The sequence below is a fragment of the Janthinobacterium agaricidamnosum NBRC 102515 = DSM 9628 genome (assembly GCF_000723165.1).
Taxonomy (GTDB): Bacteria; Pseudomonadota; Gammaproteobacteria; order Burkholderiales; family Burkholderiaceae_D; genus Janthinobacterium; species Janthinobacterium agaricidamnosum.
On the sequence record NZ_HG322949.1, the window covers coordinates 1711998 to 1727462 of the forward strand.

Annotated in this window: 12 protein-coding genes, 1 tRNA gene and 1 pseudogene; 2 read left to right on the forward strand and 12 right to left on the reverse strand. The window is 63.3% G+C overall.

Annotated features, from left to right (window positions below; all coding sequences use genetic code 11):
• Positions 1-102 precede the first annotated feature (102 nt).
• The 7 genes and pseudogenes from dbpA to GJA_RS07315 form a co-directional block, all read right to left on the reverse strand.
• On the reverse strand, positions 103-1524 hold the full coding sequence (dbpA, locus tag GJA_RS07290; RefSeq protein WP_038490483.1) for an ATP-dependent RNA helicase DbpA: 1422 nt from the start codon (positions 1522-1524) through the stop codon (positions 103-105).
• Between the two features lie 112 nt (positions 1525-1636).
• A complete protein-coding gene (locus GJA_RS07295) occupies positions 1637-1873 on the reverse strand; it encodes a hypothetical protein (protein WP_038490485.1) in 237 nt (78 codons plus the stop codon).
• Between the two features lie 252 nt (positions 1874-2125).
• Complete coding sequence (locus GJA_RS07300) at positions 2126-3787, reverse strand: acid phosphatase (RefSeq protein WP_038490489.1); 1662 nt, start codon at positions 3785-3787, stop codon at positions 2126-2128.
• A 167-nt stretch (positions 3788-3954) separates the two neighbouring features.
• Entirely contained in the window at positions 3955-5439 is a 1485-nt protein-coding gene (locus GJA_RS07305) for a hypothetical protein (protein WP_038490491.1), read from the reverse strand.
• 341 nt (positions 5440-5780) lie between these two features.
• Positions 5781-6068 (reverse strand): annotated as a pseudogene (locus tag GJA_RS28665) (transposase); the annotation flags it as partial.
• On the reverse strand, positions 6002-6217 hold the full coding sequence (locus tag GJA_RS28670; protein WP_422567905.1) for a hypothetical protein: 216 nt from the start codon (positions 6215-6217) through the stop codon (positions 6002-6004). The pseudogene GJA_RS28665 and the gene GJA_RS28670, both read right to left, overlap by 67 nt.
• A gap of 185 nt (positions 6218-6402) precedes the next feature.
• Positions 6403-6479, reverse strand: a tRNA-Met gene (locus tag GJA_RS07315).
• Between the two features lie 154 nt (positions 6480-6633).
• On the opposite strand from GJA_RS07315, the gene GJA_RS07320 reads away from it, so the two are divergent.
• A complete protein-coding gene (locus tag GJA_RS07320) occupies positions 6634-7215 on the forward strand; it encodes a DUF1349 domain-containing protein (RefSeq protein ID WP_167541088.1) in 582 nt (193 codons plus the stop codon).
• A 22-nt stretch (positions 7216-7237) separates the two neighbouring features.
• Here GJA_RS07320 and GJA_RS07325 read toward each other — a convergent pair whose 3' ends face one another.
• The 3 genes from GJA_RS07325 to GJA_RS07335 all read right to left on the reverse strand — a co-directional run bounded on the left by GJA_RS07325 (position 7238) and on the right by GJA_RS07335 (position 9749).
• Positions 7238-8416, reverse strand: coding sequence for a methyltransferase (locus GJA_RS07325; RefSeq protein ID WP_038490494.1), 1179 nt, complete (start codon positions 8414-8416; stop codon positions 7238-7240).
• 178 nt (positions 8417-8594) lie between these two features.
• Positions 8595-9473: a hypothetical protein gene (locus GJA_RS07330; protein WP_144241441.1), complete on the reverse strand. Its 879-nt coding sequence runs from the start codon at positions 9471-9473 to the stop codon at positions 8595-8597.
• 66 nt (positions 9474-9539) lie between these two features.
• The gene (locus GJA_RS07335; RefSeq protein ID WP_038490497.1) at positions 9540-9749 is read right to left on the reverse strand and encodes a hypothetical protein; all 210 of its coding nucleotides are present in this window, start codon (positions 9747-9749) and stop codon (positions 9540-9542) included.
• A 429-nt stretch (positions 9750-10178) separates the two neighbouring features.
• Between GJA_RS07335 and GJA_RS27740 the strand changes: the two genes are divergently transcribed.
• The gene (locus GJA_RS27740; RefSeq protein WP_167541089.1) at positions 10179-10331 is read left to right on the forward strand and encodes a hypothetical protein; all 153 of its coding nucleotides are present in this window, start codon (positions 10179-10181) and stop codon (positions 10329-10331) included.
• Positions 10332-10335: 4 nt separating this feature from the next.
• Here GJA_RS27740 and GJA_RS07340 read toward each other — a convergent pair whose 3' ends face one another.
• Entirely contained in the window at positions 10336-14097 is a 3762-nt protein-coding gene (locus GJA_RS07340; protein ID WP_038490501.1) for an AAA family ATPase, read from the reverse strand.
• A gap of 24 nt (positions 14098-14121) precedes the next feature.
• Entirely contained in the window at positions 14122-15342 is a 1221-nt protein-coding gene (locus GJA_RS07345; protein WP_038490504.1) for an exonuclease SbcCD subunit D C-terminal domain-containing protein, read from the reverse strand.
• Between the last annotated feature and the right edge of the window lie 123 nt (positions 15343-15465).

Consider the following 15465-nt stretch of genomic DNA (forward strand, 5'->3'; position numbering starts at 1 on the left):
CGCATCACGGGCGGTCGCATTATTCCAGACTGCCAAAGGCTGCGGGCCGGTCTGGCGCACAGCGCGCTAATCTGGCCTGCCCGGGAATGAGCGCGCCAAAGATCAAGCCTCGATAAAGCGCATCTTGAAGCTGCGGCCCTTGATGTTGCCAAAGTCGCGGCCCAGCGGGTTGCCGCCGTTGAGGCGCTTGAACGCGCTTTCCGCCACCGTGCGGTCGAGCGCGACGTAGGTCATGAATTCGAAGACGTTGATCTTGCCGACCTGTTCCTTGGTCAGGCCCGCGTCGCCGGTCAGCGCGCCCAGCAAGTCGCCGGGACGCAGCTTGTCCTTCTTGCCGCCCATGATGCACAGCGTGACCATCGGTGCCGGCGCCGCCGCATCGTATTCGCTGTCGTCCAGTTCCTTCAGGTCGTGCCATTGCACGCTGCTGTCCTGGTATTGCTCGATCAGCTTGACCCATTTTTTCTCGTTCGGCGCGCACAGCGACAGCGCCAGTCCCTTTTCGCCGCCACGGCCGGTACGGCCGATGCGGTGGATGTGGACTTCGGTATCTTTCGAGACATCGACGTTGATCACCGCGCCCAGGCTCTGGATATCCAGGCCGCGCGCGGCGACGTCGGTGGCCACCAGCACCGAGCAGCTGCGGTTGGCGAACAGCACCAGGATTTCATCGCGCTCGCGCTGTTCCAGCTCGCCGTAAAGGGCCAGCGCCGAAAAGCCTTGCTGGCGCAATTCGTCGGCCAGTTCGCGGCAATGGATCTTGGTATTGCAAAACGCCAGCGTCGACACCGGCTTGAAGTGCTTCAGCAGTTTGCCGACGGCGGCATTGCGGTCGTCGAAGCCGACTTCGTAAAAACGCTGTTCGATCTGGTCGTTATCGTGCTGCGCCTCGACCGTCACTTCGATCGGATCGACCAGGAACGAGGCGGTGGCGCGGCGGATGTCGTCCGGGTAGGTGGCCGAAAACAGCAGCGTCTGGCGGCGCGCCGGGCAGGCGCTGACGATGCCGGCGATTTCCTCGTAAAAGCCCATGTCCGTCATGCGGTCGGCTTCATCGAGCACCAGCGTCTGCACATTGTTCAATTTGATGGTGCCGCGTCCGATATGGTCGCGCAAGCGGCCCGGCGTGCCGACCACGATGTGGGCGCCATGTTCCAGCGAGGCGATTTGCGGGCGCATCGGCGCGCCGCCGGTCAGCGTCAGGATCTTGATGTTGCCGGCGCTGCGCGCCAGGCGGCGCAGCTCATTGGCGACCTGGTCGGCCAGTTCGCGGGTCGGGCACAGCACCAGTCCCTGCACCGCGAACCAGGCCGGATTGAGCTTGTGCAAAATGCCGATGCCGAAGGCGGCGGTCTTGCCGCTGCCGGTCTTGGCCTGGGCGATCAAGTCGCGCCCGTCCAGCACCGCCGGCAGGCTTTGCGCCTGGATCGTCGTCATTTCGTGGTAGCCGAGCAGGTCCAGGTTGGTCAGGAAGGCGGGCGTCAGCGGCAGGCTGGAAAATGCGGTCGGGGATGTCGGAGTCATAGGGCGGACCAGGTAAAGGCAAGCATGGGGAGGGTGGACACAGTCTACAGGCGAACCGTGCGGCTGTGCAAATGGACGGGCCGCGTCTGCTGGCGGGACCGCTGCGCTACTGTCAGTTCGGCGCCCAGACCGGCAAGCCGGTCACATCGAGGCCTTCGTCGCGCTGCCATACCGGCAAGCCGCTGGTATCGGTCGCTTCCAGCAATTCGAGCTGCACCTGTTTCAGCGCGGTCTTCTTGCTGCGCAAGCGGCGCTTCGGCTCAGGCTCGGGCTGCGGCGCCGCCGTCACGGGCGGCGCCGGCGCAAAGCCCGGCAAGTCGATGGTGGCGTTATCTTTTTTATCTCTCATTTCTGAATCTCATGCCCTTGCAGGCGACGGACCGGCCGTACTTGCAAGGAGCGGGCAGCGGACTGCCCGCTGGAATAAGTGCTGTGGCGGCGCACCCGGCGCCGAAAAACGCGGCGCACAAAACAAAAGCCCGGCTACAGGAGTCGGGCTCAAAGTTGATAATTCAAGTGCGGCACGCAGTGTATCACAATCCGATTTCACCGTGGGAGGGCTTTTGGCCGCCGCCACGGTGGATTCAGGTGCGATGGCGGATCAGCGGAAGCTCAGCGCGCCGGTCAGGTCGCCCGGCGGCAGCGCGCCGCGCGCGGCGAATGCCTCGTTACGGAACTTCAAGCCTTCCAGCAGCGGCAAGTCGTGCAGGCGGGTGATCAGGCGCATGATCGAGGTGGTGTCGTAGAAGCTGTGATCGACCGCGCCTTTTTTCGCGTACGGCGACACGATAATGGCCGGAATGCGCGAACCCGGACCCCAGCGGTCGCCTTTCGGCGGCGCGACGTGATCCCACCAGCCGCCGTTTTCGTCGAAGGTGATCACCACGATCATGTCTTTCCACTGCGGCGATTTCTTCAAGTGCTCGATCACGTTGGCCACGTGCTGGTCGCCCGATTCGATGTCCGAATACCCGGCGTGCAGGTTCAAATTGCCTTGCGGTTTGTAGAAGGCCACCGCCGGCAGCTTGCCGGCCACCACGTCGGCCAGGAACTTGTTGGAAATCGGGCTGTCGCCCAGGCCGCCGTCGCGCAAGTGCTCGGCGCGCGCCGCGGTGCCGGGAGCGAACTGCTTGAAGTAGTTCAGCGGCTGGTGGTGATACTGGAAGTTCGGCTTGGCGCCGCCGCCCTTGTGGTCCAGCGCCGCTTGCCAGCTGCCGCCGTACCAGGCCCAGCTGACGCCTTTGCGCGACAGCAGGTCGCCGATGGTGTCGTAGGTCTGCGGCGGCAGCGTGTTGGCGTCTTCCGGATCGGCCAGCAGCGGATCGCCGCCGGCGGCAGGGCGAATGTAGCTGGGCTGGAATGGCGGGGCCATGGTGTTGACCGCGTAGCCGTCCGGCGTCAGCGCGCCGTCGTTGACGTATTTGGGCTTGCCGTCCAGCGCCGACGCCGGGCATTCCGGCGAGATCGCCAGGCGCACGCCGGTCGGGCCGTCGGACAAGACCGCGATTTTCTTTTTCGCGGCCGTTTCGGCGGCGTTGAAGTATTCGTTCGGACGGCCGGTGACCAGGAACTGGTGGTTCATGTACGAACCGCCGAACGCCGCCATGAAGAAATTGTCGCACAGCGTGAATTGCTGGGCGATTTGCCACATGTTCAGGTTCTTCGAGGTTGCGCCGTAATGGCCCATCACCAGGCCGCCGCTGTCGGCCCACGCGGCAAAGCCGTCGTTCTTGCCGCCGTTGATCTGCATCTGGTTGTTATAGAAGCGGTGCACCAGGTCGCGCGTGACCAGGCCTTCCGGCAGCGGCTTGCCTTCGGCGTCGCTCAAGGCGAACGGAGCGTTGGCCAGGCCCTGGATCTGGTTTTCCTTGATGATGTAATCCTTGCCGCCGATGTTTTGCTGGTCCGGCACCAGGCCGCCCCAGATCTTCGGCAGCGTCGCCATCGGCTTGCCGTCGCGGTCCAGTTGCTGCGCCTGCGCGGCGCTCACTTCCGACAAGGGCGAAGCGGTGCCGGGAAAGTTCGCGAACAGATTATTGAAGCTGCGGTTTTCCAGGTAAATCACGACCACGTTCTTGACGTTGGCCTTCAGCTTGGCGTCGAGCGAACCCTTGCTCGCTTTGGCGGCCGGCTTGGCTTCGGCCATCAGCGGCAGGGTGCTGGCCAGGCCAACCGCGGAGGCGGCCTGGAAAATGCGGCGACGCGACGGGTTGGCTGGAAGATCGGCCGAATCGCTCGGCGGTACTTTGGCTTGGTCCTTCACTCACTTCTCCTTGGGGTGGTTGCTGCTGTTTTTTGCTGCCGGCGAATTCGACAATCAAGCGACAAGCCGCCAGACGGGCTGCGGCTTGTAGTGGGGGAAAATTGTATCACTCTGAAAAGGGCAGTGTGGGAATTCCTGCGTGGATGTTGATGAGTGTTAAAAGTGGCTCATTCGGACTTCGCCCAGATGCCTTCGCCCATGATCGCAGCATAGATCAACCGGCCGTGCTCAAATCGATAGATGTCGCTGTGGCTGCCGCCGCCCGTCTCATAGGCGTTTTCTGAAATTAACTCAGACGCATCGACGTAGTAGATATTCTTGGAAGTTCCGAGAAATTTCGGGGCAACCTCTCCGTTGTGATCGGCGACAGCACAATGAGCCAAACGTGGGCCATCGTGATCGGCTGCACAGAACTTCCTGTAGCTCTTCTCCTCACCCAGGTATGTACCCCAGAACGGCAGTGGCACAGCCCTGTCGCTGGCTGAGGCTGTGATCACGAAACGTTGTGCCCGAGGACATCCTTTCGGATAATAAACGACATTGTGTAGCCAGCTAGTACGCCCAAAGATTCGTTCAGAAAGATACGCCGGTTCCAGGTTTACAAGGACGTCGATATCGGCAAGCGGTGTGGTTGTCGTCTTTTCCGGACGAACGACGGCCGGACCGGCGCAAGCTGCCACAGAGCTCGCCTTGGCGCCGAAGCTGTGGCCCAGCACGACAACCGGCAAGTCCTTCTTATAACCCTCCCGAGTCTTCACAGCCTCCCGCACGGCTGGCAACGTGTCGTGCAGAAGTACTCCAAGCCAGGACATGCCGACCTCGTCGGCATCACCCGCCTTCGTAGGAAAACTGACGATCTTGATCGCAGGATCAAGCCAGTTGCTGCTCCACTGGCTGGGCCAGGTGACGCCAATCACTAGCGGATTGAAGGGCAGCCCAGGCATTGCCTTAAGTTTATCGGGGCGACGCTTATGCGCCTTCTCGATATTCCACATCAGCGAGTTGAAATTGCGTACGGCCTCTTCTTGGACTGTGTTCCAGCCCATAACCAAGACGATGATATGAGTGTAGGCAGCGCCGGTGCCAAAAACGGCCGCTGCTTTGTCGGCCGCATCGCCTTGAGCCTTGGTCAGACGGGAAGCGATGCGGTGCCCGATGTCGTCACGCAGTTCATCAAGGGCCTTCCAGCTATTGGGGAATGCATCGTTCGGGTGCCGAATTATCATTTCCTGCGCCAGGTCACATGCTCGGACAAGTTGCCGGTTGACTGAATCAGATGACTGTATGTAAGCATTGAAGAGCGTGCAGTTGTTGAATTGTCGCGCGTCCGCGAAATGCCGAATGACATGGGTTACGGCCATCACCTTACTATCATCGAACTTTGCTTGCAGTGCGCCATTCTCCAGTCCATACTCTTTTCGGTTCCGGACGTCTATGCCGCCTGGAGGGCGGCGCACCTTCTCGATGCCGACCAAATAACCATCGAACCGTGGTGTGATTTCGAACGGATAATAGAGTGCACTGTGAAACAACCGGGTGATGGAGCCGTTGGTATGCAGAGCTTCCTCCTCCGTTTGCAGGCGTCGCGGGGTCTCGGCACAACCCAGCAGTGCCGCAGCGATGAGAATTAGGGCGAGAAAGTTTGGCTTCATAAAAGCTCCTTGAGTGGATTTTTACAACGCATAAATCTAGCTGCCTAACATGTCATGTTCAATCTCGACGAAGGACTGCTGTAAGAGCTGGGAGCACAATGCCAGTTCTGGCCGATCACTACCATTGCGTTCAGGATAGCAGATTACAAAAAAAGAAAATAACGCACATTGTTACAGTTTCATATCGCACGCCGGACGTGTAAGAAATTCTGCGTGTGCGTGGGCGGGCTTTAGTGAATCGCGTTGGTGAAGCGCTCGCCGAACATGATGGCAAACTGCTTGGCCGCCTCGTCGCTGGGGAAGTGGCCGCGATTCTTGACGATCTTCCGAAGGCGCATATGCAGGCTCTCAATGGCCTCCGGGAAGCCGCGCAGGCCATCAACGACGGCGATCAGGATGTCTTCCAGCCCGCGATTCTTCAGCTCGTTAAACACCTTCAGCCAGAATTTGGCGCCCTCGGTCTGTTCGATCCACAGGCCCGGCACTTCCTTGCGGCCGTCGGCACGGATGCACAGCGCCAGATAGACGGCCTTGTTCTTGACGGTACCCTCGTCGCGGATCTTTAGGCGCAGCGCGTCAAAGTAGACGATGGGATACATCGCTTCCAGCGGGCGCTGCTGCCATTGCGGTGGTTCTTGCTGGACGCCTCTTCGTTGGCCAGATGGCGGGTCAATTCGGCCGCCAGCATGCGCTCGGCCAGCATCTTCTTGAACTGGCCGGCAAGGCCCGACTCGCCGAGAGTCGACTCGGCATTCTTATTCTGGACTTGGGCCAGCAACTGGTCGATCAGCTCAACCGGGAACGCTCTTTCTTTTTTCTAGGCTTCTTGGTGGTCATTGCATCGCTCATGGAATATCCTTTTCGGTATTATTTCATGACCCCGCTTCACACAAAAATGCTTACAGGCTCCCGAAAAACCAAAAGCCGCTGATTCTCGAAGAAAATCAACGGCTTGCTGTATTCTGGTTGCGGGGACAGGATTTGAACCTGTGACCTTCGGGTTATGAGCCCGACGAGCTGCCAGACTGCTCCACCCCGCGTCTGTGAAACGAATTATATAGCAGTTTGTTACGCCGCGCAATGGCTGGGCCGATGACGCCGTGTGCGCTTCCCATGAGAAATGCTGGCGGCCGCGCTGCTACAATCAAATGCGTTACATCCGGCCGCGACGGCCGCTAAATCATCCTGGAGGGAATGTTCGTGTTTTCAACATGTGTCTGGCTTAATCCGCCGCAACAATCGTCCATCGATGCGCAGGGTTTGCGGGTGGTTACCGACGCCGATACCGATTTCTGGCGCAAGACCCAATATGGATTCATCCGCGACAGCGGGCATTTTTTCGGCGCGGCGGTCGCGGGCGACTTCACGGCGCAAGTCCATGTGCGCGGCAGTTTCAAGGAGCTGTACGACCAGGCCGGCCTGATGGTGCGTATCGACGAGCGGCACTGGATCAAGGCCGGCATCGAGTTTTCGGATGGCCAGATGCTGCTGAGTTCGGTGTTGACCGATGAGGTTTCCGATTGGGCGATGGGTGTCGCGCCGGCCATGCCGGACGGTTTCTGGCTGCGCATGACGGTCGCCGGCGGCGCGATGCGGGTACAGTTTTCAGCCGATGGCAAGGTCTGGCCGCTGCTCCGGCTGGCGCCGTTTCCATCGGCCCGCTCGTATCAGGTCGGGCCGATGTGCTGCACGCCGCAGCGCGGCGGGCTGGAGGTGCTGTTTTCGCAGTTCAGCGTCGGCCCGGCGCTGGGCAAGGATTTGCACGACTTGAGCTGAACCCGCCGTTAGTCCCGTTTTTTCAGATGGCGGCGAGGCGCCACAGCGACGTCACTTCGGCGGCGCGCGCCGCGTGCAGCGCATCGCTCGCATCGGTGGCGCGCGGGTGGGTCGGCTTGACGTCGATCCGCTCCAGCACTTTCAATCCGGCGTCTGCTATCCACGCCAGCAATTGCGCGCGCGGACGCAGGCCCAGGTGTTCCGCCAGGTCGGACAGGATCAGCCAGCCTTCGCCGCCCGGTTCCAGGTGCTGCGCCAGTCCGCCGAGGAAACCGCGCAGCATGCGGCTGTCCGGATCGTAGACGGCGTATTCGATCGGCGAGCTGGGGCGTGCCGGCAGCCATGGCGGGTTACAGACGATCAGCGGCGCGCGGCCGGCCGGGAACAGGTCGGCTTGCAGCACCTCGACTGTCTCGCCCAGGTCGAGGCGGGCCAGGTTTTCGCGCGCGCAGCTCAGGGCGCGCTGATCCTGGTCGGTGGCGACGATGCGTTCGATGCCGCGCTGCGCCAGCACCGCCGCCAGCACGCCGGTGCCGGTGCCGATGTCGAACGCCAGTTTGGCGCGCGCCGGGACCGGCGCTTGCGCCACCAGCCCGACGTATTCGCTGCGGATCGGCGCGAACACGCCGTAATGCGGGTGGATGCGCTGGCCCAGCGCTTCCAGTTCGACGCCGGTGCGGCGCCATTCGTGCGCGCCGATCAGGCCGAGCAATTCGCGCAGCGAGGCGACGAACGCTTCCTGGCCGCGGCCGTACGCTTCATTGCATGCCAGTTTGACGTCCGGCGCGCGGCGCAGCGGGATGCCGTAGTCGGCGTCGAACGGCACCAGCAGCATCGCCAGCGTGCGCGCGCGCTGCGACTGGGCCTGGCGGTGCAGATGGAATGCTTCGGTCGGCGTCGGTTCGGGCCTGGCCAGTTTGGCGGCCTTGGCCTTCTTGCTCGGCTTGTCGTTTTTATGGTCGGCGCGGCGCGCCAGCGCCTGCAGCAGCTGGCGCGCATTCTGGAAGTCGCCGCGCCACAGCAGCGCGGTGCCTTCGCACGCCAGCCGGTAGGCGACGTCGGCATTGGTGCGGTCGTCGGCGATGACGACTTTTTTCGGCGCCGGCATGCCGCTTTCGGAGCGCCAGCGGGCCGAGTGTTCGACGCCGTCCTCGGTCCAGCGGATGACAGGGTGCGCGGCTGCCGTGGTGATGGTGTTCATGCGGCCACCTGCGGGCGGACGTGGGCGAAGGCGGGCGCGGTAAAACGGAAATTCAAGGGCATGGTCGGGCAATCGAAAGGAAGAAGGGCGCGCGGCGGCGTCGCATGCGCTGGCCCGTGGTCGCCTATTATACGTGGCCCGGGATGGCAGGCCCAAGCGCTTGCCCGATGCCCCGGCTTTAGGCGGCAGGCGGTTTGAGCGTGCCCTTGTCCTCTGTCGCCGGTGCCTTCAGCGGGGAACCGTAAGCATCGGCCAGCGCCTTGGCGCGTGCTTGCGCGTCGGGCGCCTCGGTGGACGGGAGGTCCAGTGGGCTGGCATTGTTGATCAGCTTGAGCAGCCGCAAATTCAGCGTGCCGGCCGTTGCCGGTTGCTGTGTATCGCTGCCGGATGCCTGGGTCGATACGTCGCCTTGCACATGCTTGCCCAGTAATGCGAACAAGTCGTTCAAGCTGCCGGGGAAGGCGATATCCGGCAATTGCGTGGTCGGCAAGCCGCCGCTGGCGGCATGGCCGGCCTTGTCGCCATCAGGGCTGGCGCTGCTGCCTTGCGCGCTGGCCGCGCTGATGCGCGATTGGTACTGCACTTCGACTTCGAATTCGAAAGTCTGGCCATCGGCGGTGGTGATTTTACCCTTGCCGATGAAGTGCGAACTTTCGTCCAGGCTGAATGCGGCGCTGTCGCTGCCGCCATCCGGTCCGCTGCCGTGCTGCACCTGTGCCGAAAAACCGGCCTGGGCCGAGACGCTGGCCGAATCGAAGGTCAGCGTGGCGCCCTTGGCGGCGTCGCCCAGCAGGCTTTGCGCGAAACTGGTCATGAAGTTTTGCGCCAGGTCGATGGTGGCGCCGCCCAGCGCGTCGCTGCGGTTTTTCAAGCCCTGGGCCGACAGGTCGAGCCCGTTTTTTGACAGCGCTACCGCGTCGCTCGCGGCGCGTCCCATCAGCGGCGAGGCGAGATCGCCCGGCGATGATTTGCCGCCCGTCTTGCCATCTTGCTGGGCAGGCGTGTTCAAGCCGGGAGTCTGGTAGGGGCGCGAGCCGAGGGCGGGAAGCTGGGACATGGCGGTCTTTGCAAGGATGGTTACCTGTCCTTTATCGGCCTCCGTGCCGATTCCTTGAGGAGAAAATCAATGGTGGTGCGACCAGCTGCCGTCGGCCGACTCCAGGTAAGACTTGACGGCGTCGGCCTGGCCGGTGGCGTGGCGTTTCAGTTCGCCGCATTGGCACAGTCCCTGGTAAGGCTGGATGTGCGAGCAGGCGGATACTTTTTGCAAGAAGACTTGCACCGATTTAGAGCATTTGACACATTTGAAGGTGAGGGTGCGTGCGGCTTTCATGAGTTCCTTTACTGCGGTCAGAATGAAATGTAGCCGCGAATGATAGCATGGCGCTGTTTTGGCCCGTTTCGAATATCCGGTGCACCTATGCGCGGCGGCAGGTCCACCGGCCTGCTGCTGCGGGATGAATTTGCGCCGGCCGAGTGCCATCTGGTCTCAGACGAATTACGCGCTTGTTTATATGATTGATGGCGTCAGGCAGCAGGGGATGCGGCTGGAAAATGTGCAAGCGTCATGAATGTGGCGTAAACATGTTATTGATCAGTTGTTTATTTGCGACTGAGCAAAATTTAGTCAACTAAAAGTTGATCGCAACGTTGATGGGATAGGTACTATTTATGCTTGTGGGTGCTGCTTGAAAACGGTATGAAAATCGCTGCGATTTTTGGCCGTTTTTGAGGCGGGTACCGCTGATGAAGAGGCAAGAAAATGGAACAACCCAAACAACCGAGCAAGGAAATCGTGCGCCGCTGGCTGCAGTCCGAACTGGAACAGCGCCGCCCGCCGCCATCGCCTGACCAGATCCGCCGCGAATTGGGCTGGGATCTGGTCAAGCTGGAGCGCGGACCGTATAAAAGATGACCACTCACTGAACGGTGACGCGGCTTTTGCCGCCGGCTGAAGGTTGTACCAGAATTTTTGTCGAAATTCGCTCCGTCATTTCTTGCACGTGCGAGATGACGCCGACCTTGCGTCCCATCGATTGCAAGCCGTCGAGCGCATCCATCGCCACGCGCAGCGTTTCCGAATCGAGGCTGCCGAAACCTTCGTCGATGAACAGCGATTCGACCCGCACCCGGTTCGACGACAGCGACGCCAATCCCAGCGCCAGCGCCAGCGAGACCAGGAACGATTCACCGCCCGACAGCGAGTGCACCGAGCGCAGTTCGCCGCCCATGTCCTGGTCGCGCACCATCAAGCCCAGCGACGGCGAAGCCGGATTGGCGATGCGTTCCAGCTGGTAGCGCCGCGCCAGCTGGTTCAGGTGCGCGTTGGCGTAGCCGAGCAAGACGTCGAGCGTGAATTGTTGCGCGTAATTGCGGAACTTCTTGCCGTCCGCCGAGCCGATCAGCTCGTTCAGCCGGGCCCAGCGCCGTTCGATGTCTTCCTGCGCGCCGATGTCGGCCAGCATCGCCTGCGCGCCGCGGCGCCGCGCGTCGTCCTGCGCGATGGCCAGCCGCAGCGCGGTGGCGGCATCGTACGCGGTCTTGCGCTCGCCGGCCAGCGCGCCCAATGCTTCGCTCAGGGCGTCGGCCGACTGTGCCATGTCATGGGGCGGATGCTGCTGGTGCTGGCGGCGCTGTTCCTGGCGCTCTGCCAGCACCGTGGCCGCGCTGGCCGCCTGCGTATCTATCGATTGCAAAGCCTGCCGTTCGGCGTGGATGGTTGCCGGCGCCACGGCCAGCAATGCCGTCAGTTGACTGGTGTTGTGCAATTCACACCCTGGCTGCTGCTGGCGGAATTGCTCCAGCCAGCCGTCCAGCCGGATCACCGCCGCCAGTGCCGATTCCTGCAAGCCGGCCAGCCTTTGCGCCGCCTGTGCCTGGGCTTCATCGAGGCGCACGCGCCGTTCGCCGGCCAGCCGGTGCGCTTGCTGCTGCGCCTCGTGGGCCGATCTGGCGTGCGCGATCGCCTCCTGCAAGTCCCGTTCGACATCGCCCGTTGGCCGGCCCTGCCACAATGCGCCGCGCTCGCTGCGCATCTGTTTGAGCGCCGCATCGCTGGCCGCGAATGTCGCATGCGCCAGCAGCGCATCCTGTTCCGCCTTGGCGGCATTGTCTTGCGCGGCCCTGACTTCGGCGGCGATAGTGAGCAGCGCGGCGGCCCGTTCATCGTGCGCGCCTTGCTGGGCCAGCCATTGTTTGCTGTCGGCCTGGCGCGCCGCATGGAAGCGGGCCGGCGCGCCATGCCAATTGTCCTTCCAGTCTGCTTCGGCACAATCCGGGTGATCGAAGGCGCCGTCGAGTTCACCGAGCAGGGCCGCCAATTGCCGGGTCAGCGTGGCGCGCCGTTGCTCCAGCGTGCCGGCCTCCGACGTCAATTGGGTCAAGCGGTTGTGCGCGGCGGCGGCAGCGGCGGTCAGGCGGATCTGCTCGGCGGCCGCCTGGTCATAGGCGGCTTGCAGCCGGTCGCGCGCGGCGATCGCGCTCCGCTGCGCCTGCTCTTGCCGTTCCAATACGCTCCAGGCGGCCTGGCTTGCCTCGATTTCCCGATGCAGCCAGGCGCCGGCTTCGCTTGCCGCCGGCAGCGCCAGGCTTGCCGATTGTCCGTTCCAGCGCTCCGTCAGCGTATCGATGGCCGAAGCCAGCGTGTGCGCTTCCTGGCTGAGTGCCGCCAATTGGACGGTGCAGCTGGTTTGCACGGCATGGTGGGTGGCGAGCTGGCCGATATGCCGGTCGGACTGCAGCCGGCAGCGCTGTACTTCCTCCTGCAGGCTGGCCAGCATCGCGTGCAGCGCGTCGTTCTTCTTGCTGTACGGGTGCTGTTCGGCGCCGCAGACGGGGCAGGGCGTGCCGTCTTCCAGCGTGCTGCGCAGCGTTTCGACGCTGTCGGCGCACGCCGCTTCGGCGCTTTTTAACGAGCGTTCGGCTTGCGTCAGCGCGGCGGCGATGGCATCCGCCTGGGTTTGTTCCACATTCAAGGCTGTTTCGGCGTTGCTGCGCGCTTGTTCCAGTTGCCCGATATCGGCTTGCACCGCATCGTGCCGCGCCTGTTTCGTGGCCAGTTCGTGCCAGGTTTTTTCCGCGCCGCTCAAGGCCGTGCGCCGCTGTTCCAGTTGCTGGCGCTGCCGTTGCAGCGCATCGCCGTCGAAGGCCGCCAGGTCGGCGCCGGCTTGCCGCTTCTGGGCGTCCAGCGTGGCCAGCGCGCTGGCCGCCGCCTCGGCCTGTTCGGCCGCGCTGCTTACCGCATCCTGTCCGGCGGCGGCGTTTTGCTGCGCGGCGGCGAGCGCTTCGGCTACATGATCGGCCTGCGCGGCAGCCTGGCCGGCCTGGCTGAACAAGACATCCCAGCGCGGCCACGACAGGGCCAGTTGTTGCCATTGCCGGTGCCCTGCCAGCCACGCGACGCCGCTTTCCTGCGCAGTGTTCAATTGGGTCTGGCGCATTGTTTGCGCGTGCAGCGCGGCGCGCGCCGCGTCGTTGCCGCTGTCAGCCTTGGCCGCGGCTTCTTGCGCTTGAGCATGCGCCGGCAGCGCCGCCGCGATGCGCGCATCGAGCGCCTTGGCCTGGTCCAGTCGCGGCGTGGCCGCCTGGCGCGCGGTTTCCGCTTTCTGCAGCGCCGTGGCGCTGAGTCGCAGGCTGGCGTCCAGCGTTTGCAGGGCCAGCGTCGCTTGCGCCGCCTCGGCCTGGCTGGCCGTCAGCGTGGTGCGGGCGCGGGTAATGTCGCCGTCCAGCCGCGCGATGTCGCCGGCCAGCGGCCGGGCCGGCTGCACCAGTTCGATCCGGGCCAGCGCCGCCTTGCGTTCTTGCGCCGCGTCGACGGCGAGCAGGCTGGTTTGCCAGGCTTGCTGCGCCAATTGTTCGTTATGCAGCAGCTTGCCGGTTTCCTGGTGCCAGCGCAATTGCTGTTCCAGCACCGTCTTGCGCAAGTCGAGCACGGTCACCGCTTCATCGGCCGCCACGCTTTGGCTGTCGACCAGCGTACGTTCCTCGGCGGCCAGCGGCTTCTGGTCGGCCAGCTTGTCGATCAGGCGTTCCAGCGCCGCTTTTTCCTGCTTGGCGCGCTCGTAGGCGCGTATCGAAATGTCGCTGTAGATGGTGCTGCCGGTCAGGGTTTCCAGCAATTCGCCGCGTTCGTTATCCTCGGTTTTCAGGAAGGTCGAAAACTCGTTTTGCGCCAGCAGCACGGCGCGCGTGAACTGGTCGAACGACAGGCCGATGCGCTGTTCGATCTCGCTCTTGACTTCGGTCTTGGTGCCGCCGATTGCTTGCAGCGCCGGCAATTGGTGCAAGCTCATCGCCGTCGCCTGCAAGATGCCTTCGGCCTTGCTGCGCGAGCGGCGCACGCTCCAGCGCGCGCGGTAGGGGAAACCGTCGTTGCCGACAAAATCGACTTCCGCATACCCGTCGGCGGCGCCGCGCCGCAGCAGCGTGCGGGTATCTTGCGCCGACACGGTTTCCTTGCCGACGTCGGGCAAGGCACTGCCGCGGCCGGCCACTTTCAACAGCCGCGGCGTGGCGTCGTACAGGGCCAGGCACAGCGCGTCGAGCAGCGTGCTCTTGCCGGCGCCGGTCGGGCCGCTGATGGCGAACAGGCCGCTCGACACCAGCGGTTCCCGTTCGAAGTCGACCACGAATTCGCCCGCCAGCGAGGCCAGGTTTTTACCGCCGATTCGTAATATTTTCATTGTGATACCGTCATTTTAATATCGTCATTTCAGCATCAGTTCCGCGAATGCGCTCAGTTGTTCGGCCGGCGCGTCATTGCCGAATTTTTGCAGGTACAGCTTGCGGAAGATATCGTCCGGCTGCAGCTGGTCGAGCTGGTCCAGCGTCATCGCTTGCGGTTGATCGCTGCGTGCCGCGCTCGATGTTTCGATCTTCGCCAGCCGCACCGGCTTGCCGTCCAGCGCCGCTTCTATGCGGGCGCGCAAGCCCGGTTCCGGCGCATCCAGCCGCACCCGCACTTCCAGCAGCGGCAGCGCTTCCGGCACGGCTTCCGGCAAATCCAGCGCGAGCAACCGGGCCAGTACCTCGTCGACAGGCGCCGGCTGGGCCGGTATGCGCAGCAATGGCACCGCGCGCGGCACCGGCAGCGGCGTCACCGAGGTCACGGCCGCGCCGTCGAGGTCGATGCGCAGGACCTGGTGCTGGTAGCCGACTTCGGCGAACGACAGCGGTATCGGGCTGCCGCAATAGCGGATGTGCTCCTGTCTGGCAACCATTTGCGCCTTGTGCAAGTGGCCCAGCGCGGCATAGGCGATGGCTGGACCGAATACCCCGGACGGCAGCATTTCGGTGCCGCCGATGACGATGCGGCGTTCCGAATCGTTGGACATGTCGCCGCCGATCATATGGCAATGGCCCATCGCGACGATGGCCTGGCCCGGCTGGCGCCTGGCTTGCGCCGCTTCCAGCGCCTGGCTGTACAGCAGCGCGATGCCGGCCAGGTAGGGATCGGCGCCATTGTCGGGGGCCACGCGCGGCACGTCGCCGGGCCGCAGGAAGGGGACCGCGATGCACCACGCCTCGACCGCGCCGGTCTTGCCGGTCAGCGGCAGCACCATGCGTTCGACATCGATCTTCCCATCGGTATCGCGCTGCACCTGGCCGATGACATGGGTGCCGTGCGCCGCCAGCAGCGGGCCGGGCGCTTCCAGCCGGCCGGGCGAATCGTGGTTGCCGGCGATGACGATCAGGTTCAAATGCGGCGCGCGGGCCCGCGCTTGCTGCAAGAAGGTATACAGCTGCTTTTGCGAAGCCGATGACGGATTGGCGTTATCGAACACGTCGCCGGCCACCAGCAACGCATCGGCCTGTTCGGCCACGATGGTGTCGAGCAGCCAGTCGAGAAAGCACTGGTGTTCGTGGCCGCGCTCGAAATTGTGCAGCGTCTGGCCAAGATGCCAGTCGGAAGTGTGCAGCAGGCGCATAGAGTCGTGTCAGTCGCGGGAAGTAGCAGGAATCAGGTATTGTAGGTTGGATTAGCGCAGCGCCATCCAACAATTTCGCTGAAAACCTTGGAGTGGCTGACAAAGTGTTCAGGGCAAGGCGCA